Source organism: Haloferax elongans ATCC BAA-1513 (genome assembly GCF_000336755.1).
In the GTDB taxonomy this organism is placed as follows: Archaea; Halobacteriota; Halobacteria; order Halobacteriales; family Haloferacaceae; genus Haloferax; species Haloferax elongans.
This window is the reverse complement of sequence record NZ_AOLK01000021.1, coordinates 94981-116010: the sequence shown is the minus strand read 5'-3', so window position 1 is coordinate 116010 and position 21030 is coordinate 94981. Positions and strand designations below refer to the sequence as shown.

Here is a 21030-nt window from a genome sequence, read left to right as displayed (position 1 = left end):
TTACTTTTTGCGCGAGGGAAACGTTGAAACCAATGGACACTGTAACGTTCGTCCATGAAGGTAGACGATATCAACAGCATCACTGTTCTTGGCGCGGGCAATATGGGCCACGGCATCGCGGAAGTGGCAGCCCTCGCTGGGTACGACGTTGTCCTTCGCGACATCAAAGAAGAGTTCGTCCAGAAAGGCTACGACCAAATCGAGTGGTCGCTCGACAAGCTCGCGGAGAACGACCGCATCTCGCAGGACGACGCCGACGCCGCACTCGACCGCGTCACACCAGTCGTCGACCTCGAAGAGTCGGTCGCCGACGCCGACGTGGTCATCGAGGCCGTCCCCGAGAAGATGTCCATCAAGAAGGAGGTGTACACGGAACTCGAAGAGTACGCACCCGAGCACACCATCTTCGCGACCAACACGTCCAGCCTCTCCATCACAGACCTCTCCGAAGTGACCGAGCGCCCAGAGCACTTCTGCGGGATGCACTTTTTCAACCCGCCGGTTCGGATGGACCTCGTCGAGGTCATCTCCGGCGCGCACACTGACGACGAGACGCTCGATGTCATCGAGGACCTCGCAGAAGAGATGGGCAAGACACCCGTCCGCGTCCGCAAGGACAGCCCCGGGTTCATCGTGAACCGTATCCTCGTCCCCCTGATGAACGAAGCGGCGTGGATTGTCCACTCGGGCGACGCGACGATGGCGGAAGTCGACTCCACGACGAAGTACGACATCGGGCTCCCGATGGGAAGCTTCGAACTCGCCGACTACGTCGGCATCGACGTCGGCTACCACGTCCTCGACTACATGCACGACGTGCTCGGCGACGCCTACGAGCCGTGCCCACTCCTCTCTGAGAAGGTCGAAGACGGTGACCTCGGCCAGAAGAGCGGCAAGGGCTTCTACGACTACGAAGACGGCGAGGGCGCAGAGGTTCCCCACGGTGAGGGTAGCGAGGACGTGAAGAAGCGACTCCTCGCGCTCATGGCAAACGAAGTCGCGGGCCTCGTCGGCAACGACGTCGCTCCCGCGGGCGAAATCGACCGCGCCGTCAAACTCGGCGGGCGCTTCCCCGACGGCCCCGCAAAGATGGCCGACGACGCCGGTATCGAGACGCTCGTCGAGACGCTCGACGAACTCCACGAGGAGACCGGTGAGGAGCGCTACGAAGCCGTCGACTACCTCCGCGAACTCGCAGAATCCGGCGCAGGCTTCTACGACGACGGCAGCGACGAGGCGGACGACAGCCTCCAGTTCGACAACATCGCCGTCGAAATCCGTGAGGGTGTCGGCCACATCACGCTCGACCGCCCGCACCGTCTCAACACCATCAGCACGGAGCTGATGGACGACCTCTCGGCCGCACTCGACACGCTCGAGGACGACGACGAGGTGCGCGCGATTCTCCTGACCGGCGCTGGCGACCGCGCCTTCTCTGCCGGTGCCGACGTAACGAGCATCGCCGCGGGCGGCGGCGACGCCGTCTCGGGTGTCGAACTCTCCCGCAAGGGCCAGCAGACCTTCGGCAAGCTCGAAGAGATGGACAAGCCGGTCGTCGCCGGTATCGACGGCTTCTGTCTCGGCGGCGGGATGGAACTCTCGATGTGCGCCGACCTCCGTATCGCCACAGAGCGCTCGCAGTTCGGCCAGCCCGAACACGACCTCGGTCTCATCCCCGGCTGGGGCGGCACCGTCCGTCTCCAGCGCATCGTCGGCACCGGTCGCGCGAAGGAGATTATCTTCTCCGCCGAGCGCTACGACGCCGAGACGATGGCCGACTTCGGCTTCGTCAACGAAGTCGTGGACAACGAGGACTTCGAGACGGAGGCGTTCGAGTACGCCCAGAAGTTCGCACAGGGCCCGCCGATTGCACAGCGCTACACCAAGCGCGCGATGCACAACGGATGGGAGAACACCGACGCTGGCCTCGAAGTCGAGGCACAGGGCTTCGGCCTGCTGTTTACGACGTCTGACCTGATGGAAGGTATCGCGGCGTTCACCAGCGACCGCGACCCCGAGTTCACCGGCGAGTAACCGCAGGGCGTGGGTGGGTACCTCTCACTCACTCGACTCGGAACGCAACCCTTAAAATAATCCAACTACCACTCGTGAATGCAGTTGGCTCGGTTGGTGTAGTCCGGCCAATCATCTTGGCCTTTCGAGCCGAGGACAGGGGTTCAAATCCCCTACCGAGCACTTCTCACGAACACTAACCTCCGAGAGACCTCTGTGTCTCTCGGTCTTGTGAGTGTGAACGCGACACTGGGGATTTGAACTAGCGAGCAGCTTGCTGCGAGTGAAGTTCAAATCCCCTACCAAGCATTTCTCACGAGCACAAACCTCTGAGAGACTTCTGCGCCCCGCTTCGATAAGCGACCCTCCACACCCAACCGACCACTTTGATACCATGAAACATACTTTTAGGCATGCATAATAAATAGACTATATAGTATGGCCCTCTGTCGGTTACTGCCGACCCCCACGGTTGGTGAGACGTGATGCTCGAACAGGAAGCGTTCTCCATCGACCCCACCGTCTCGCGGTTGTTCATCGCGGCTGCGTTGGGGATGTTCCTCGGTCTGGAACGCGAGCGGTCGAAGAAGACCGCAGGAATGCGGACGTTCACACTGACGAGTCTCATCGGCGGTCTCGCAGTCGTCCTCGACAGCGGTATCGTCCTGGCGATTGGCGGACTGCTCGTCGTCGTACAAGCGGCGCTGCTCGGCGGACGCGGCCTCGTCGAATGGAACGGAAGACCCGCCGCAGACGTGGGTGCTGACACCGAGGATGTCGACCCGGTCGTAGCCGCCGAAGACGACGATGACGACGGCGTGAGCCTGTCGTTGACCACGTCCACCTCGCTGCTCGTGGCCTACGGAGTCGGTGCCGCGGTGGTTGCCGGCTACGTCATCGAGGGTGTCGTCGTCGCACTCACGTCGTCACTGTTGTTGGTCCTCCGTCGGGAACTCCACGGGTTCGCCCATCGCCTGACGACCGACGAGGTTCGGAGCGCCATCGAGTTAGCCATCATCGCGTTCGTCGTCTACCCGTTGCTTCCGAACCGCCCACTGGGGCCGTGGGACGCCGTCAGACCGCAGACAGTCTGGCTGCTCGTCGTCGCCGTGAGTGCCATCGGGTTCGTCAATTACGTCATCATCAAACGCTACGGCGAACGCGGTATCGCCATCACGGGCTTCTTCGGTGGGCTGGTGAACTCTACGGCCGTCATCGGGGAGATTGCGGGTCGAACAGAGCGCAACCCGTCGATTCGACCGCTCGCTGTCGGTGCGATTCTGATGGCCGACGCGGCGATGGCGATTCGAAACCTGTCGCTCATCGTCGTGTTCGCCCCCGAAATCGCACTGGAGGTCGGACTCCCGCTCGGACTCATCGGCCTCGTCGGGGTGAGCTACGCGCTGTACTCCAGAGAGTGGGATGTCGACATCGACGTGGCGTTCGAGTCGCCGTTCAGCCTCAAGAGTGCACTCCGATTCGGGCTGTTCTTCCTCGTGGTGCTTCTCGCCTCGGCGGCCGCACAAGAGATGTTCGGCACGGCCGGGTTCGTCGTGACGAGCTTCCTCGGCGGCTTCGTCTCCAGTGGGTCGGTCGTCACGACGGTCGTCACACTCTACGGCGGTGGCCAAATCGGGAGTACCACCGCCGTCGTCGGGGTACTGGCAGGGACGGCGGCGAGCATCTTCGTCAAGATACTCCTCGCTGCAAGTATCGACCGCACTCTCCTCGCGCCGGTTGCACGGAAGAGCGCACTCCTCGTCACCTCCGGGGCAATCGGCGGCTGGCTCGTCGTCCTCATGTGACTCTCCGCTGTCACAACATTCATGGCCCCCTGAGACAGCAATCCAAGCGCACTGGTTCGGTGCACGTTCTGTACCCGAGCAGGCCACAGAAGAGTCGCCCACCGGTCGTCCCCCGGTGTGGCGACGGCCGCTCGTACAACGTAACCAACATGAAGAGCCGATGGCTTGAGGTTCCCCCCGTTCTATCCTGTGGCAGAGTCGACCACACGCATGAATCGAAGCCCGAGACTAAGCCGCGCCCACTACCGGCCGGAGTCGAACCGAGGACCGATGCCCAGCGTCGCAACCATATTGAGCGGGGGGCAAGCCGAATGAGTGACTCGACGCGGGCGATTCTCACCGCAGGGACACTCGTCGCGCTCGCTGCGACTGCAGGGAGTCTCTACTTCAGTCTCGGCCTCGGATTGACGCCGTGTGACCTCTGTTGGTACCAGCGTATTCTGATGTACCCGCTGGTGGTGGTCCTCGGCGTCGCCGCGGTCGAAGAACAAGAGGGTGTGTGGAAGTCTGTGCTGCCGCTCTCGCTCGGTGGTGTGGCGATTTCCGGCTATCACACATATCTGCAAGTCGCGCCCGGAGCGACCTGCACAATCGGCGGCCCGTGTGCGTCCATCCAGTACCCGATGCTCGGCGGGCTGTTGACTATCCCGCGTCTCTCGCTTATCGCATTCCTCGTCGTGACGCTCCTCGTCGGTGGGATGGTCCTGACGAGTGGAAGTCGAAACGACCCGTGGCGGGTGTAGGTGGAGAGAGGGCTTGGTCGACGTCGCTGAATTCTCTTGTCCCTCTCAGTCCAGTTTCTCGTAGGACACGTCGAGGTCGACCATCGGTTCGGGATAGTCGATGCCCAACTGGACGCCGTAGTCGGCTTGCTCGGCGTCGGTCAGTTTCCACGGTTCGTGGGCGTACTCGGGCGGGAGGTCGGCGAGTTCGGGAAGCCAGTGTGTCACGAACTCGGCGTCTGCGTCGTACCGGCGGGCTTGCGCGACGATATCGAAATACCGGTCGCGCGAGTCGTTGCCGACGCCTGCGATGTACGCCCAGTTGCCGTAGTTCGAGGCGGGATCGTAATCGACCAGTTGCGTCTCGAAGTAGGCCGCACCGCGCCGCCAGTCGAGTCTGAGGTTGTTCGCGAGAAACGACGCGGCGTTCTGTCGCGCCCGGTTTGACACGTAGCCGGTCGCGTTCAACTCGCGCATGGCCGCATCGACGAAGGGAATCCCAGTCTCGCCCGCGGCCCAGCGGTCGAACTGCGCGTCGTCGTCTCGCCAGTCGATATCGGTCCGGTTTCGGATGCCACTTCGCTGGAAGAACTCGCCTCCGTGCTTGGCGGTCTGGAACTGGAAGAAGTCGCGCCAGCGCAGTTCGAACGTCAGCCAGTAGGTCGAGTCGTTCGACACGCGCACGTCCTCGTAGCGTTCGACCTCGGATTGGACGTACCGCGGAGAGAGACAGCCTTCGTTCAACCACGGCGAGAACTTCGAGGAGTAGTCGAGTCCGACCAATCCGTTTCGCGTCTCTTTGTACTCCCGAAGGTGGTCTCCCTCCCAGATGTACGACTCGACGCGCTCGCGGCCGGCCGTCTCGCCACCTTCGAACAGGGAGGTAGCCTGCTCGTCGTTGGGGGAAGCCAGGGGCTCGTCTTCCACCTGCGCCGCATTCGACACGTCCCCGTCGAGGTCTGAGAGCGCTGGTATCGCTCCCGGCTCAGGTACTGAATCGGGACGTGCCGGAAGGTCTGGGGTGTGCAACGGCTCGCGGATGCTGGCGTCGTTCTCGACTGCCTTCCGAAACGTCGTGTACGTGTCCGGGAGGGCGTCGAGGTCCATCGGAAGGTCGTCTGGATGCGTCAGCGTGTGCCCCCAGAACCGCCGTGATTCGACTCCCACGTCGTCGAGTGCCTGCTGGACCGCCGATTCGACCTGCCGCTCTTCCGGCGTCGGCCACGTGTGCATCGACACGCTGTCGGCACCGACCGCGGTGGCAACGTCTGGGAGGACCGCCTCTGGACGACCGACTCGAACCACGAGGTCGCTGCCGCGGTCACGGAGCGACGACCGAAGGTCGGCGACCGATTCGAGGCGGAATCGAAGCCGGTGGAACCCGGTCTTTCGAAAGTCGAACGAGCCGGGGCCGCCGTAAGACTGCTGTCCGTAGTCCCGAGGGTCGAAACAGTAGACTGGGACGACCTGGTCGGCACCGCAGGCGTCGACGAGTGCCTCGTTGTCGTGGAGTCGAAGGTCGCGGCGGAACCAGACGAGGGCGGTGTGTGAAGACATCGACGGCGGCGCTTAGGATGGAGTGAACTTGAGTGGCCGTTCGAGTGGGTTGCTTCGGGCGCTGGTGTCAGGCCTTGTTTTGCGTCCACTCGCGGAGTTCGACGCCCGTGACGACCGCGACGAACGCGAGCGAAACGAGCGCGACGAGTCGAGGGTCGACCCACGAGATGAGTGGGACGCCCATCCACTCGCCGACGACGAGTGCGAGTCCGGCGAGACACGATGCGAACGTCAGCGCGGCCGCCGGTCTCGAATCCTCGCCGTCGATATAGTAGGGCGTGAGTTCGGCGGCGTGTTCCGCGAGGGAGACCTCCTTTCCCACCGAGTCGTAGTCGACGATTTCGAGTGTGTCGAGCTTCGGGAGATGCGTCTGGTGCAACGAGATGTAGACACTCTGGCGGACGTTCTTCGGCGGCGGCGACTCGCCGGACTCTACCTCGGCGATGTGCTCGGCGAGGTCGCCGACAGTCTTCGACCCCTCTCGTTCTCGGAGTTGTTCGAGTACGAGTCGCCGGCGGTTGTTTCGAAGGACATCGTGAATCTCACCTGCGTCCAGCCTGTCATGGGCAGACTGGTCAGCAGTCGTCATCGCCCCGGTTAGAGCCAGTCATCGGGCTTCGTGTCGTAGTCGATTTCTCCCGCGGCGATTCGTTCTTCGAGGTCCGAGTCGAGGTCGTGCATCTCGAACTCCTCGCCGTCGTACCGAACCCGAATCGCGTGCTCAGTCGGCGTCGGCTCACGCCCGCGGCGACGGGCAACTTCGACCTCGTGGTCGTCGAACTCCTTGGTGATGGTCATCAGGTTGACCGGGCGGCCCCAGAGGTGATAGACCCGTTCGAGCACGCCTTTCGCCTGCGCCATGTCGAGGACGACGCCGTTGTACTGGTGCCCGAGGAGCAGTTCTCCGCGGTTGTCGAAGTTGCCGTCGTAGACAGCAACCGTCGGCTTGCCGAAGTTCGTGAACTGGAAGAGGAGCTTCTTCTTGACGTCTTCGTACTGGGTCGACGAGACGCGGAACTGCCGCGACGACTGTGAGTACTCGTAGGCGAAGTAGTGGTTCGACCGGACGAACTCCTCGGTGAGGAACGCGTCGAGGAACGTCACGTCGTTGTGACTCTCGCGAATCTCGCGCATTCGGTCCCACCCGACCGTCTTGTCGACATCCGCAATCGCCTCTTCGACGGTGTCGTAGCGGGTGTCGTCGAACATGTACCGCGTCAGCTGTTCGAGTTCGGACCGCCGGATGCGACTGATGAAGCCACGGTTCTGCGGTTTGACGAGCGAGTAGTGACGCTCTGCGAGCCCTTCGTACGAGAGCACCTTCCACGGATAGGTATCAACGTCGACCGACTCGTCGCCCGACAGCGCCCGGTCGAGCATCTTGTGGTCAACACGGGGGTCGTCTGGGCCGAGTTCGACGAGGTCGTCCAGCGTCTCGCGCGACACGCTATCGATAACCGGGTCGGTTGCGAGAAGACGCTGTACCTCGTCGAAGTCGATTTCCTCGGTGAAGTTACGCCACGTGATGCCCTTCACGCGGAGGAGTTTGTCGGCAACCTCGGCGCGGTTCGTCGTGTTCTCGATGTACTCCCAGAGTTCCTTGCCGAGTTTGTACGGGTTGAGACCGGGCGACCCGAGGACGCGTGCTTGGTGGTCGGCGTACGTGATGAACTCGTCCGTGCCGGCGAACCGTTCGTCGCCCATCATGAGTGACTCCCAGTAGGCAGCCCAGCCTTCGTTCATCACCTTCGTCATCTTCTGGGCGGCGAAGTAGTACGCCTCCTCGCGAAGCATGTCGAGGACGTCCTTCTGCCATGGCTCCATCTCCTCGGCCTTGCCAGTCTCTTCGTCGTAACGCATCCCGTGTTCGCGGATGTACGCGAGCACGTCTTTCCGCGGGGCCGTTATCTTCGCGGCCTCGCGCTCTGCTTCTTCGACGCGGTCGACCCACTCGTCGTCGAACACCTCGCGCCGGACGTCTTCGGAGATGTTGAGGTTCTTGAGTTGGTCGCGGATGTCGTCAGGGATGCGCTCGTCTCTGTCTTCGGCCGCTTCGCGAATCGACCGGTGTTGGTCGATGGTGTCTTCGAGACAGAGGATGGCGTCGATGAACTTCTCGACCTCGTCGCGACTCACGTCGGGGTACTCGATGTACCGCTCGATGGTCTCGCCGTGACGTTCGAGCATCGCTGCGGCGTTCAAGTCACCCTCGTCGGAGAACAACCCGAACCACTGATTGTTCTTGAAGAAGTCCGAGTGCGCCTCGACGTGGGTAATGACCGCCTTCTGGTCGGCCAGCGAGTTCGACTCCTGGAGGAACGCGTTCGAGGGGTCGTCGTTGTTGACGATTTCGAACGCCTTGCCCATGCCGAACTGGTCGGTCTTGCGCTGTCGGTCGTAGGTCATCCCCCATCGCCAGTGCGGATAGCGGTTCTGGAAGCCACCGTAGGCGATGAGCTGGTTCATCTCGTCGTAGTTGACGACCCAGTAGTTCACCGGGTAGGGGTCCAATCCGAGTTTCTTCGCGAGTGCACCCGCTTCGCGAACGGGTTCGTCGAGGCGGGCGGCCTCTCGCTGTGCGTCTCTGCGGTGTCGTCTGGAAGTCATTCTACTGTCGCCTCCGTGCTGAGTATGCGGTAGATTGCGTCTATCACGTCGTCTGGTTCGGAGACGTATGCTACGACGACGTTGCCTTCATCGCCGAGGAGTCGTTCGACCTCTTCGGCGTGCGTTGCGTTGATGGCGGTGCCACCGGGCTGAGTCTCCACGTAGGCGTGGAGGTTCGCCGGAATCTCTTCCATGAGTGGGACGACCCGCTCTTTGGTGTCGTTCGACGAGTTTTCGGAGTCACCAGCGGCGAAGACGTAGCGGTTCCACTCGTGCCACGGGTAGCGCTCGTCGAGCACTTCCTTCGCCAGTTCGTAGGCCGACGAGATTCGCGTCCCGCCACCCGAGCGAATGCCGAAGAACTCGTCGCGTTCGACCTCCCACGCCTCAGCGTCGTGGGCGATGTAGACGAACTCGGCGTGGTCGTACTTGCCCGTGAGATACCAGTCCAGCGGCGTGAAGGTGCGCTCGACCAGTTCGCGTTTCGTCTCGCGCATCGACCCTGACACGTCGCGGATGTTGACGACGACGACGTTCGAGCGCTTCTTCTCGATGATTTCGGGGTGGCGGTAGCGCTCGTCCTCACGCCGGAACGGAATCTCTTTGAGTCCATCGCGGCGGATTCGCTGGACGGTCGTCGTGCGCTCGACGTTTTCTTCCATCTCCTCGAAGGAGGCCCACGTCTCGCGCTCGTCGTCGGGAATCCGAGTCCACTCGTCTTCGATCCACGCCAGCGAGACGAGGATATTGTTCTCGCGCGACCAGCGGTAGATGTCGTCCGGTGAGGTGCCTTCGACTTTCATCGCTTCGCGGACGTAGTCTTCGTCGAAGTCGGTCGCCAGCTTTCGCTTCAGCCCCTCTTTGAACAGGCGCTCGAAGTCGAGCGTGCTGTGGGGGCCAGTGCGAGTCACGTCGGTGAAGTCGCCCTCGATTTCGTCGATGACTTCCTTCCCCTTCGGTTCGAGTTCGAGACCGAGTTCCTCGTCGAGCGCTTCGGCGAACTGCTCGGGGTCCATCTCGTAGTACTCGTGTTCGGCCCCCTCTTCGCCGGGGTCGCCTTCGTCGCCCTCACCGGGAGCGGGTTGGGGTTGGCCGAGTGGCTGGCCCACGTCGGGCGTCCCGCCTTTCCCCTGTCCGACGCCGCCCATGTCGAGGCGGTCGTATTTGAACTCGGGGAGGTCGACGACCTTGATTGGAATCTTGATGTCTTTCGACCCTGATGCGCCGAGGTCGCCGTAGGAGATGAACTCCTTGAGGTCCTCGCGCCGCTCTTCGCCCACTTCACGGAATCGTTCGAGGTCGTCTCTCAGTCCCATTGGGTGCTCACCTGCTCCATGACGGCGCGACTCGTGAGTTCGGCCGATGCGGCGGAGTAGCCGCGTTTCTTCATCTCTTCGATGGTCCGTTTCTTCACGACCTCCGTCTCGGTGTTCGCCGGTGGGTCGTCCCACTGGCGCGGGTCGAGGTCCTCGAAGAGGCGGCGGACGTCGTCCCAGTCGTGCGTCTCCAAGACGGTTCGGATGACGGGAATCTCGGTCAGGTCGACGTCGCTGACTTCGAAGCCTTCGTTACGGTTCTCCCACGCGTAGCGATTGAGCGCGGTGATGACCTTCTCGTGACGGAATTCTTCGACGTCGTCGTCGGGGTCGTTCCCGTCGTAGTTGTCCTCGGAGAACCGACCGAGATGCTCCGTCTCGAACAGTTTCATGAGGAGCGGGTCCGGGTCGACGAGACCGTGCTCGGTCTCGATTTGGCCCTCGGAGGCCCACGCGTAGACGTGTTCGACGTACTCTTCGACCGTCTCGCGCTCGACGCCCTTCTCCGCGAGGAGCGCGTCGAGCACGTCGCTTTCCTGCTGTTCGAAGATGTACGCTTCGACCATCTCGATTCGGCCCTCGTACTCGGCGGCCTCGGCCCGCGAGAACACCGGTGCGTCGGGTAACTCGTCGAGCATCGCATCGAGCACGTCGGTCGGCATCACGACCGACGCGACGTCGAGGTCAGGGTGGTGACGCTCCACCCGGTCGTGGAGCAAGTCGGCGATGACGTCCCGAGTGAACGTCACGGGAATCCCGTGGGTTCCCTCGGAATCGCCGACGAACTCGAATCCGGAGACCTCGCGGCGCTGGTCGCCGACCTGCAGGTAGCCACGATCGAGCAACAGCGCCTTGTCCACGAGGTTCAACTCGAGGTCCGGGTCGTGCGGCACGTCTTCCGGGTCGAGGCGCGTGACGACGCTGTAGAGCGCCGCCGCCTCGATTGCGTGCGGTGCGAGTTCTCGGTGGTAGACCTCGCCCGGACCTTTCCGAACGTCCAGCGTGACTGCCTCGGCGACGATTTCGGCCAGCACCTCGGGTGCTTCGGTCCAGACGCTCGTCTCGTTGGTCAGTTCGCGGCGGATAAGTTCGGCCTCCAACGAGAGGTTCGTCAGGTAGCGGAACTCGTGTTTGTTCAGCCGTCGCTTGAGCGCCTTCAGCGGGTCGCGACCGTTCCTGTCTGCGAACTTGTCGAGTTCGGCGTCGAGGTCCGGGTTCGAGATGATGACCAGTTGGGTGTCGATGTCCATCCCGATTCCCTTGTCCAGTTTGACGCGCCCCTCGTCGGGGACGTTCAGCAGTTTCTGGAGCAAGTCCGCGTGCTGCGTCGCGTCCTCGACGATAGTCAGGAGTCCGTTACCCTGCGAGAGAACGCCATCGAAGCTGAACGCCTGCGGATTCTTCCGCCCGCGAGAGTTCAGTTCGCGGAGCATCCCCGGCATCCACGACCCGACGAGTCGCTCTTTCGGCGACCCGTCGTCTTCGGAGTGGAGGACGCCGATACCGCGTCCCACGTCCACGACGTAGTTTTTCACCCGGAGGTGCTTCGGGTCGGAGATAGCCGAAAACAGGTTCATCTTCCCGGCTCGGCGGTACTGCTCTTCGAGGTAGAAGTACGCCTCACGGCAGAATGGGTCGAGTTCCTCGTCCACGCTGATGGGGATGTGGCCCGAGTTGTTGCGGTTGAGGTCTCTGAGCAGTCCCTTTCGAACGTCCGACGGGAAGACCGAAAGCGGGTGGGCTTGCACCGGACTCTCGTACCAGTCTTCGTCGTCTGACTCGAACTCGCCACCGTAGGACAGGCCACGGGTATCGGTGGCGTTGGCGACGTTCCACTCGACGGTGTAGCGCCGCCCCTCGTCGGTCTTCGAGTACTCACGGAGTCCGTTGATGAGACAGCGTTTCAACTCGGATTTGCCCGTCGCAGTCGGCCCGTCGAACCAGACGATTTTCTCGGCTTTGCCGCGGTCGGCGGCGATGGTTCGCAGGTCGTCGACGAACGCGTTCAACACGTCCGTGTTGCCGAAGACCGCGTGCTCGCCGTCGTTGGCGGGGTCGTCGAAGAAGTTGTAGCGCTCTTTTTCTTCGCCCTCTTCGATGACGGTTCTGGTCCCCATCGACTCGATGGCTTCCAGCAGGTACTTCGATGCGTGCGAGGCAATCGAGGGTGACTCGAAGGCGGCCTCGACGTACGCGGCGAGGCTCATCGGCTCCTCGTAGGTGCCTTTGAGCGTCTCGTCCGCGGTGCGGATGTAATCTCGCATTGGTTTAGCCTTCCAGTTCGCTCTTGGCCACCTCCGCACCAGCGAACTCGAGTACTTCACGTGCTCCCTCGCGCGAGTAGCCCTGGTCGACCAAGGCGTCTATCCACGCGTTGCGTTCGTCGTCGTCCAGTTCGTTCGCGCTCACCAGTGCCGAGAAGTTGATGTTGTGTTTCTTGTCTTCCCAGAGCTTGCGTTCGAGCGCGCGGCGGAGTCGGTCGTTCTGTTGTGGGTCGAACGACGTCCCTTCGCGGGCACGGCGAGAGACCCAGTTGGAGACCTCCTGTCGGAAGTCGTCCTTGCGGTCCTCGGGGATGTTGAGTTTCTCTTCGACCGCCCGGAGGAACTTCTCGTCTGGGTCCTGGTCGCGGCCGGTCAGTTCGTCTTCGACCGTCGCGTCGTCGATGTAGGCCATGACGTGGTCCATGTACTTCTCGCCCTGTCGGCGAATCTCGTCGAGGTCGTACGCGAGTGCGTGCCGAACGTCTTCGATGGCGCGCTCTTTGTACTCCTCGCGAACCATTTCGAGGTAGCGGTGGTAGCGTTCGAGGTTCTCTTCGGGTATCGACCCGTGACCTTCGAGGTTCTCACCGAGGTGAGTGAACGACGAGAGCGCCGAGAGGTAGGAGCGACCGCGATGGGTCGAATCCATGATTGCCTCGGCGATTTCGTCGCCGATGAACCGCGCGGAGACGCCGTCCATGCCCTCACCGATGTCAGCTTTCGACTCGCCTTCTTCGCGCAGTTTGCGCACGTCGATGTCGTCGCCGTCGTCCAACTCGCCGTTGTAGGCCTTCGCCTTCTGGACGAGCGTGATGCCGTCGGAGTCGGGTTCGACGATGCGCGTGAGGACGCCGAACAGGCCGGACATCTCCAGGGTGTGCGGCTCGACGTGGATGTCGGGCACGTCCGCGTTGCGGAGCATCTTCCGGTAGATTTCGGCTTCCTGTTCGTATTCGAGGACGTACGGGAAGTCGATGCGTTTCGTCCGGTCGTTGAACGCCTCCATCTTCTCGTCGCCCTTCTTCTCTCTGTACTCCGGCATGTTCGTCCGGCCGACGATGACCTGGTCGATGTCGATTCGCGGGTTGTTCTTCGGCTTAATCGTCTGTTCCTGCGACGCGTGCAGGAAGTCGTAGAGGAACTCACGCTGGAGTTTCAGCAGCTCCTCGCCGGAGAAGATACCCCGGTTGGCGTTACAGAACGCCCCGGAGTAGTCGAACGCCCGCGGGTCGGATTCGCCGTACACCGCGAGTTTCGAGTAGTTGACGTCGCCGGTCAGTTCGGTCTCGTCTTGGTTCTTCTTGTCTTTGGGTTCGAACGTCTCGACGCACTGCCGTTTGTTCTCGGAGGCGACGAGGCGGATGATTTCGATGTGGTTCTCGACGACTTCTTCGAGGTCGTCGTCGTAGTGTCCCAAGAGACGGTCCATGTAGAACTCCGAGGCGGGGTCGAGCGCCTGGTCGTTCCGAATGGTGTACGGTGCGTCGAGGTTCTCGTTGAGTTGTTCGATGACCATGTCGCGCTGCTCTTGGGGGAGCAACACGAGCGGGTCTTGGTTCATCGGCGACTGGACCACGTCGTCGGCAGGGTCCTGGTCACGGATGACGTCGCCGAGGTTCGACCACCTGAAGGTGTACATGCGTCCCTCGTCGCGCATCGTGTAGTCCTCGAAGTACCGTCGCGAGATCCAGTCGAAGTGTGACTTCCCGGAGCCGACGGGGCCGAGGAGGAGTTTGATGCGTTTTTCGGGGCCAAGGCCGCGAGCCCCGGATTTCACCTTGTTGACGAACTCGTGTATCGACTCGTGCACTTCGCGGCCGTAGAAGACGTTTTCTCCATCGTGGAGCGGGTCTTCGGAGGCCATGAGGTACTCCACGACGCCCGCGTCTTCGTCGTAACGGGTGCCGTAGAAGTCGAACATGTCCGCCACGCGTTGGTGGGCGTTGCGAGCGATCTTTGGATCGTCGTAGACCTCTTCGAGGTACCACTGGAAACTCTTCGCCTCGCGGAGGTCCGAGGGGACGGAGTCTTTGTAGTGTTTGCTCAGGTCTGCGAGTGTTTCTATTTCGCCGGTCATTGTTCGTGGAGCCTCGACGGACCAACCGTTCAAAGACGGTCCAATGGCGACGCGCCCGGTATACGGGTCGCAGACGACACCCCAACGCCTTCGACGACACGTAGCCGTGGACTACGGGGACGGGGTTGTTGGGGCACCGCCACCGCTCCGCGCTCACGACGGGGCGACGACGGGCGACAGAATCTACGGGTGAGGATGCGCGGTGCGATTCGCTCGGTCCAGTGACCGAGACTGATTAATACTGAGAGACGTTAGCATATAACGCTTTCTCCGAGATGAGTAACTGAAGTGTCTCGAATATGGGTGATCCCATATTCATACCACAAATGGTGACCCTTCATTCGTGCGATGTATGTCGGTTTAATCGGCGATTCAGTTCGCTGGCAGACCCATTAATCGAATCAGCAAACGTTCATGTCGTGATTTTCTGGTCGTTATTGGTGTTACTTTGTTGTCTGGGAAGCACCAAATCAGGAATATCATGCACTTTCTCGCACTCTGCTAGGTTCTTCTGCCAACGAATCGCTAGGGAAGTCCACATTCGCCGCGTCAAGGGGCCCTTTTCTGTTGCCATAGTGACTGGTGACTGATGAGAACGATGCCGATGAGTGGGGTGACTCCGTGTTTCGCTGACAGGCTTCGACAGAGCGAGAAGGCTTAGGATACTGAGCGAATAGCGCCTGTATGACCGACCTGCCCGACGGGTGGACGCTCTGGAACGACGAACACGAGGGACGGCGGATTCTCGCGTATCGCCCCGACGTGTTCGACGGCGAGGAGTTCCCTTCGGAGTGTCTCCCGACTATCTTCGTGTCGAACGGGTCGCGGGCGAATCGCCCCGGTGCGTCACAGATTTCGACCGAGACGTGGCACGCCGTCCTCTTCTTAGAGCCGCAAATCGAGGCCGTCGCCGAAGAGTTCGACTCTCGCGAGGCGGCGCTCGACGGCGCGGAAGACATCGCACGCCGATTCGCCGACGGAGAGGTCGATTACCGGGCTGCCTACCAACTTCCGCGCGAGGAGTACTTCGAGAAGCTCGACGAACTGACCGGACGAGAGCCTTAATCACCCCGCGAATGAATCACACACTATGACCGCTGTCACACTCATCGGCACTCGCCTCGCGGACACGGGGACCGAGTTCGTCTATCAAGGGGAGTCGAGCGCGTGCGAAGGGTGTCCGTACCGCCGGCAGTGTCTCAACCTCACTGAAGGGGTTCGCTACCGCGTCGTCGACGTGCGGGAGAACACGCAGGTTCTCGACTGCGCCGCCCACGATGTCGGCGTTCGCGCCGTCGAAGTCGAACCCGCTCCCGTCCGGGCAAACGTCCCGTCGAAGGGAGCCTACGCCGGAAGCAAGGCCAGTCTACAGGGGCCGTGTCCTCACACCGAGTGCCCCAGCCACCAGTACTGCGTCCCCGACGGGGCAGAATTCGACCAGGAGTACCGCATCGCCGAGGTCGTCGGCGACCCGCCGCACGACAACTGCTACCTCGACCGGAACCTGACGCTCGTCGAGTTCGAGGCGGCCGACGAGTAAGGGGACAGACCGACGAGTAAGGGGACAGACCGACGAGTGAGCAGCACAGACCAACCGGGAACAACAGAGCATTTACACGCCACGGTGCAGACGCGTCGTGTATGACGACTGCCGTCTTCTTCGACCTCGATTTGACCCTCTTGCAGTACACCGACGACTTCGAGACTATCTTCGAGCGAGCGCTTCCGAACGCTCCCGACGGCGCGTACGAACAGTACGTAGAGGGTCTCCTCCACGCGTTCGACCACCTTTCGACGACACCTTACCGCGCAGGGTTCGAGGCCGTCGTCAAGGAGTTTGACGTGGACGCCGAGCCAGCAGAACTCGTCTCCCGATACCACGAGGCAGAACTCGCGGCGACGACGGTTCCAGACGCCACCCACGAGGCAGTCAGTCGCGTCGCGGCGGCGCGACCGACCGGCATTCTCACGAACGGGGCACTGGAGATGCAGCACGCCAAGCTCGAAGCGCATGGACTCGACGAGATTGTGGACGCCGTCGTGGTGTCGAACGACCCCGACGTGGCCGCCCGAAAACCAGACCCAGCTATCTTCAGGACTGCCGAGGAGTCGCTTTCGGCAGCCAACTACGTCTACGTCGGTGACACGTACGACGAAGACATCGTGGGCGCGCGCAACGCTGGCTGGGAGGCGTTCCACGTCGGAACCGACGGTCCCGAAGAGCCACCGGAGCGTGTCGCGTCGGTCGAAGAAGCGGCGAGGAAAATTCTCGACTGAGAGACCCCAAAACGCTCAGTCGAGACGAGAGCGAAACGTTGCCTACGGGAGCGTTCCGACCTTCTCACCGGCGTACCCGAAGATGTCGGCGTAGCCGTACGCAGAGAGCAAAATCGGATAGAAGTCGCGGTCGGCGACGAACGTCTCGCCGTCGGCGCGGGCGAACGGCTGCCCGCCTTCGACGGGTTCGAAGTTCGTTGCGAGCACTTCGTACTCTTTGGCGGCGGGTTTCGGAATCATCTCGAGGAGACGGTAGACCTCGAGGCTGTTTTCTTCCGGGGCTCCGAGTCGGAGACGGTCGTCTCTCGAAACTGGGCTGTCGGAAGCCTCGTCGCCGTCGCCACCATCGTTTCCGCCGTCACTCGCGACAGCGGGCGCGGGGAGCACGTTCGTCGCCGTGAGGAACGCGCGGATGAGCCAGTAGGCGTTCTTGGCCGCCTCGTCTGACTTCTGTAGTCCGGCTTCGACCTCGACGGTGTGGGCGTGTTCGATGAGTCGCCCCTCTGCGAAGTTGTTCGTCTCGACGACCACGTCGACTGGGAGGTGCGGGAGAATCGACCGGGAGATGGCATCGACGGTGTCGACGATTGCGAAGGGGTCGGCGTACGACTGTGTAGAGTGGATAGAGAAAGCAGTCGTCCCGCGAACTTCGCGTCCGAGGTCGTGGGCAAGGCGTCGCTCGTGAGAGTCCGCGTTCGGGTCGCCCGGGAACGCGCGATTGAGGTCGTCGTCGAGATACCGAACGTCAGCGTCGAGTGCTTCTTCGTTCGCGATGATGAACTTCACCGGACGTTCGACATCGGGGTCCTCGGCGACGAGTCGCTCGATTGCTCGTGCGCCACACGGCTCGTCGCCGTGAATCGACCCGATTACAGACACGTCCGGGGTGCCGTCACCGAGTTCGTAGATACGCATTGCTGGGTTCAAGAACCGGAGGCTAATGGAGTTTTACATTCTGTGATACGGGAAATTCACCCTCAAGTGTCGGGGAAAATGAATTCGGTGTCGGTACCACCTCAGTGGTCGAGTTCCTCGACATATTCGTAGTCTGCCGGGTACGCAGTCGCCAGTTGGCCATCGATGCTAATCTGCCACCCGTGGAGGACGGTCGGGTCGTCGAGCGCGGTTCGAAGCGTCTCTCGAACGTCGTCTACGTCCACGCCGTAGAAGTCACTGGGCGTCCCTCGAAGGTAGTCCAGCGACGTCCCGAAGAGCGACCGCATCCCCGCGTCATCTTCGAAGTCGAAGTGCTTGTACGCGCCCGCTGCGACCTGCACCATTCCGTGGAGGAACGCGCTTTCGGTGGTACCCGCGCCGTAGTTGTACCACTCGATTTCGAAGCAGTCGTGGCTCTCGTGGAAGTCACCGGCGTTGAACAATCTGACACCGTGTTCGACGGCTTTGCGGAGGGTCGCGTGGTCCCACATCCGAATATCTTCGTTCCACCCCGTGGGGTTCCCGAGCGGCGGGGCAACACTCGGGTCGCGGGTGTGTTCGTCCATACGGGTACTACCGACGTGTGGTCCGGTAACTCCATCGGTGACGGCTCTCTCCGCCGCGGGCTTTTCACGGAGGAGGAACTCACCACCGGCGCGTCGTGTGCGTGGGACCCCGCCTAACAGCGTTCGAGGGCAGCGGTCTCGCGGGCGTTGGTGGCATTTTGGCCGGGGGGATGGTCGTCGTCCAGATGGTCGGAACCGTCGTCTGACGATTCGCAACGTTTTAGCGGCCACCCGGACCAACTTCCATACGCGCGAGGGTAGCTAAGTTAGGAAAAAGCGGCGGACTCAAGATCCGCTCCCGTAGGGGTCCGTGGGTTCAAATCCCTCCCCTCGCACTTGTGCCGAGAAACAACGTGACGAGTGCCATGTGTGTCCAGAGGGAGTTGAATCAGGGAGCGTAAAGACCGTGGTTCAAATACCTCCCCTCGCTCTTCTACCGGTGTTCGTGACGCTCGCTAGGTGTTCGAAGCACCAACCGAACAGACCACGTTTCTGGTGAAAATCAGCCAACATAACGAGGATGAGAGCCCACAGGATAGTCAGTAGACACACCGCAACTACCCTCCAACGAGCGACATTCACGCACGGACGAGTTTCAATCGGACGCGACGTACCAGAGTTTATCAGAAATATTCATTATGTTACTCGCCCTACTGTAAGGTTGCCGGAAGCGCAAGGACGCACCGGATGACCAAACCGAATCTATCGGGCGGTGTGAAAGGCATCGACGATGGTACCCATCGCCAGATGGGGAGGAATGGAATCGGCACGAACACCGAGTCTTTCGTAATAGGAAGACGAGGTCAAAGTGTCGAAGAAGAACCGAATCAGCCCCGTTATCCACTCTGCAAGCGAGTGGCAGGAAGGCCAAGTACCGGACCACGAGAAATCGGAGTTCGGGAAGTCGGCGCAAGCCGAAAAAGGCCGTGAGGGTTGTGGAAAACGTCTTCCGTCCGGGTTCTAATTGCGATTTCTGGCGTTCTTCGATTTCTACACCGCGAGCGGCGCGTTCGTACACGACGACGAACGTCTCGACTCCCAGCGTTTCGGCTCCCGAGTGACCACTGCGACGTTTGAATTGCGGCTACGACTATTCCTCTGCCGTTTCGACTATCGATTTCATCGCTCGGAGGTACTCCGACGCCACGAGCGGTTCGTCCGCGGCGGTTCGTTCGACCGCCGCAACCCCGTGGACCAATCGGTCGTGGGTCATCCCCGGTGGAACCTTGGCTCGGAGGATTCGCGAGACCGTATTCAGCCGGTCGTACGCAGTCTCGACGTCCCCACTCCTGACTGCGTCCCGCGCCTCGTGGAGTGCTGTCGCGAGGGGCTCTCGGACGGACGCTGGGAGGTCAGCGGTGTTGCTCACGAAGCAAAGATAGACTGGCGAGCCTGTTAAGCATGGGAGAAGTACGGGAGGCTTGCGTCAGGTTCGATGGTCGCAGGCGATGGGGTCGGTGGGCGCAGTCGGACATCGGTCGGTGGATATAGGCGGCTTCCCGTCACTGTCTCCTCCATGGACGATTTCGATGCTCGCGCAGACCGAGCACAACGAGCAGCGCGCGACGGCGGCGCAGTCGCCCGCCGAGCGTTCCGTACGGGTATCGACGTAGAGAAGAAGGGAGGAAAGACGGACGTCGTCACCCAAGCCGACCGCGACGCCCAGAAACGGGTCGTCGAACGAATTCGTGGGGCATACCCCGACGATGCCATCGTCGGCGAGGAAGAAGACGAGCTGAAGGAAGTCCCAGACAGCGGCGCGTCGTGGATTGTCGACCCTATCGACGGGACGAACAACTTCGTCCGAAATGTCCCGGTTTGGGCCACATCCGTCGCGGCAGTGCTGGACGGCGAACCGGTTGCGGCGGCGAACTCCTTGCCTGCGATGGAAGACCTCTACGCCGCCGACAGTGAGCGTGCCTACAGAAACGGCCAACAGATTTCCGTGAGTCAACGCAACGACCCCGAGACGTGTACTGTCTGTCCGACCTTCTGGTGGGACTTCGACGCCCGCGACGAGTACGCGGCGGCGACAGAGGCGCTCGTCACCCGATTCGGCGACATCCGACGCTACGGAAGCATGCAAGTCGTACTCTCGTTCCTCGCCGACGGTGCGCTCGACGGCGTCGTCACGAACAAGCAGGCGAACCCGTGGGACTCCGTCGCTGGCGTCCACCTCGTCCGAATGGCTGGCGGCACTGTCACCGACCTCGAAGGCAACGAGTGGCGACACGACTCACAGGGACTCGTCGCGTCGAACGGCCACATCCACGACACGCTGCTCGATGCGGCACGTGAGATAGAATCATAGCGAACGACCATCGTCATTTCGTTGACGTCTTAATGTATCACATCCGCAAGGGGGAAGTTGGCCCCCCGTGAAAGGGGTGGCATGGAACTCGACGATACGGACCGGGCAATTCTCCGTATCTTGATGGAGGATGCACGGACTCCGTTCAGTGAAATTGCCCGCCAAATCGACATGTCGAGCGCGACGGTCCACGACCGAGTCGGTCGAATGGAAGACGCCGGCGTCATCGAGGGCTACCACGCGAGTGTGGACGCTCGGGAAGTCGGCCTCGGTACCTCGGCGCTAGTGGGCTTTCGCGTCAAACAAGGCCACGAAAAGGAGGCGCTTCAGCAACTCCGCGATATCGAGGGCGTCCAAGAGATTCACCTGACGACCGGTGAGTGGGACGTGATTCTCCGAATCTACGCCGAGGACACCGACGCGCTTCGCGAACTCATGTTCGACCACGTCGCAGAGCTCAAGGGCTTTTCTCGGTCGCAGACGATGGTCATCCTCGGAACCGAGTACGACGACCCCGTCTTGCCGATTCAGGACCCCGACGACGAAGGCTGAAGCCACGAGCGGGGTTCCGTGGCCAGT

The 21030-nt window shown here is 61.7% G+C and carries 18 protein-coding genes and 2 tRNA genes; 11 read left to right on the top strand and 9 right to left on the bottom strand.

The window, feature by feature from the left end:
* Window positions 1–54 precede the first annotated feature (54 nt).
* The 4 genes from C453_RS13375 to C453_RS13360 all read left to right on the top strand — a co-directional run bounded on the left by C453_RS13375 (window position 55) and on the right by C453_RS13360 (window position 4561).
* Entirely contained in the window at window positions 55–2034 is a 1980-nt protein-coding gene (locus C453_RS13375; RefSeq protein WP_008325172.1) for a 3-hydroxyacyl-CoA dehydrogenase/enoyl-CoA hydratase family protein, read from the top strand.
* Between the two features lie 87 nt (window positions 2035–2121).
* Window positions 2122–2196, top strand: a tRNA-Glu gene (locus C453_RS13370).
* Between the two features lie 302 nt (window positions 2197–2498).
* Window positions 2499–3818 (top strand): MgtC/SapB family protein, encoded by a 1320-nt coding sequence (locus C453_RS13365; protein ID WP_008325171.1) that lies wholly within the window; start codon window positions 2499–2501, stop codon window positions 3816–3818.
* 311 nt (window positions 3819–4129) lie between these two features.
* Window positions 4130–4561, top strand: coding sequence for a disulfide bond formation protein B (locus C453_RS13360; protein ID WP_008325170.1), 432 nt, complete (start codon window positions 4130–4132; stop codon window positions 4559–4561).
* Window positions 4562–4606: 45 nt separating this feature from the next.
* Here the strand turns inward: C453_RS13360 and C453_RS13355 are convergent, their stop codons facing one another.
* The 6 genes from C453_RS13355 to C453_RS13330 form a co-directional block, all read right to left on the bottom strand.
* On the bottom strand, window positions 4607–6097 hold the full coding sequence (locus tag C453_RS13355; RefSeq protein ID WP_008325169.1) for a DASH family cryptochrome: 1491 nt from the start codon (window positions 6095–6097) through the stop codon (window positions 4607–4609).
* Window positions 6098–6164: 67 nt separating this feature from the next.
* Window positions 6165–6686 carry a DUF7344 domain-containing protein gene (locus C453_RS13350; RefSeq protein WP_008325168.1) on the bottom strand — a complete coding sequence of 174 codons (522 nt, stop codon included), beginning with the start codon at window positions 6684–6686 and terminating at the stop codon, window positions 6165–6167.
* A gap of 8 nt (window positions 6687–6694) precedes the next feature.
* The gene (locus tag C453_RS13345; protein WP_008325166.1) at window positions 6695–8704 is read right to left on the bottom strand and encodes a SpoVR family protein; all 2010 of its coding nucleotides are present in this window, start codon (window positions 8702–8704) and stop codon (window positions 6695–6697) included.
* The gene (locus C453_RS13340; protein WP_008325165.1) at window positions 8701–10020 is read right to left on the bottom strand and encodes a YeaH/YhbH family protein; all 1320 of its coding nucleotides are present in this window, start codon (window positions 10018–10020) and stop codon (window positions 8701–8703) included. Before C453_RS13340 ends, C453_RS13345 begins: the two co-directional genes overlap by 4 nt.
* Window positions 10011–12284 carry a PrkA family serine protein kinase gene (locus C453_RS13335; RefSeq protein ID WP_008325164.1) on the bottom strand — a complete coding sequence of 758 codons (2274 nt, stop codon included), beginning with the start codon at window positions 12282–12284 and terminating at the stop codon, window positions 10011–10013. Before C453_RS13335 ends, C453_RS13340 begins: the two co-directional genes overlap by 10 nt.
* A 4-nt stretch (window positions 12285–12288) precedes the next feature.
* A complete protein-coding gene (locus C453_RS13330; protein ID WP_008325163.1) occupies window positions 12289–14361 on the bottom strand; it encodes a PrkA family serine protein kinase in 2073 nt (690 codons plus the stop codon).
* 43 nt (window positions 14362–14404) lie between these two features.
* Here C453_RS13330 and C453_RS20235 point away from each other — a divergent pair, with 43 nt between their 5' ends.
* From C453_RS20235 to C453_RS13315, 4 genes are all read left to right on the top strand, one after another.
* The gene (locus tag C453_RS20235) at window positions 14405–14554 is read left to right on the top strand and encodes a hypothetical protein (RefSeq protein WP_160163406.1); all 150 of its coding nucleotides are present in this window, start codon (window positions 14405–14407) and stop codon (window positions 14552–14554) included.
* Window positions 14555–15045: 491 nt separating this feature from the next.
* Window positions 15046–15426, top strand: coding sequence for a DUF5820 family protein (locus C453_RS13325; RefSeq protein WP_008325162.1), 381 nt, complete (start codon window positions 15046–15048; stop codon window positions 15424–15426).
* A 25-nt stretch (window positions 15427–15451) separates the two neighbouring features.
* Window positions 15452–15901, top strand: coding sequence for a UPF0179 family protein (locus C453_RS13320; protein WP_008325161.1), 450 nt, complete (start codon window positions 15452–15454; stop codon window positions 15899–15901).
* Between the two features lie 101 nt (window positions 15902–16002).
* Window positions 16003–16638, top strand: a complete 636-nt coding sequence (locus tag C453_RS13315; RefSeq protein WP_008325160.1) for an HAD family hydrolase — start codon at window positions 16003–16005, stop codon at window positions 16636–16638.
* Window positions 16639–16680: 42 nt separating this feature from the next.
* Here the strand turns inward: C453_RS13315 and C453_RS13310 are convergent, their stop codons facing one another.
* Window positions 16681–17553: a M14 family metallopeptidase gene (locus tag C453_RS13310; protein WP_008325158.1), complete on the bottom strand. Its 873-nt coding sequence runs from the start codon at window positions 17551–17553 to the stop codon at window positions 16681–16683.
* Between the two features lie 101 nt (window positions 17554–17654).
* Entirely contained in the window at window positions 17655–18140 is a 486-nt protein-coding gene (locus tag C453_RS13305) for a DUF309 domain-containing protein (RefSeq protein ID WP_008325155.1), read from the bottom strand.
* A 251-nt stretch (window positions 18141–18391) separates the two neighbouring features.
* Here C453_RS13305 and C453_RS13300 point away from each other — a divergent pair.
* Window positions 18392–18475 (top strand) — tRNA-Leu (locus tag C453_RS13300).
* Between the two features lie 755 nt (window positions 18476–19230).
* On the opposite strand, the gene C453_RS13295 is transcribed toward C453_RS13300, so the two are convergent.
* Window positions 19231–19509, bottom strand: a complete 279-nt coding sequence (locus C453_RS13295) for a hypothetical protein (protein ID WP_008325152.1) — start codon at window positions 19507–19509, stop codon at window positions 19231–19233.
* 147 nt (window positions 19510–19656) lie between these two features.
* Between C453_RS13295 and C453_RS13290 the strand changes: the two genes are divergently transcribed.
* Entirely contained in the window at window positions 19657–20451 is a 795-nt protein-coding gene (locus tag C453_RS13290) for an inositol monophosphatase family protein (RefSeq protein WP_008325151.1), read from the top strand.
* An 81-nt stretch (window positions 20452–20532) separates the two neighbouring features.
* Window positions 20533–21003 (top strand): Lrp/AsnC family transcriptional regulator, encoded by a 471-nt coding sequence (locus C453_RS13285; RefSeq protein WP_008325150.1) that lies wholly within the window; start codon window positions 20533–20535, stop codon window positions 21001–21003.
* The last annotated feature ends 27 nt before the right edge of the window (window positions 21004–21030 follow it).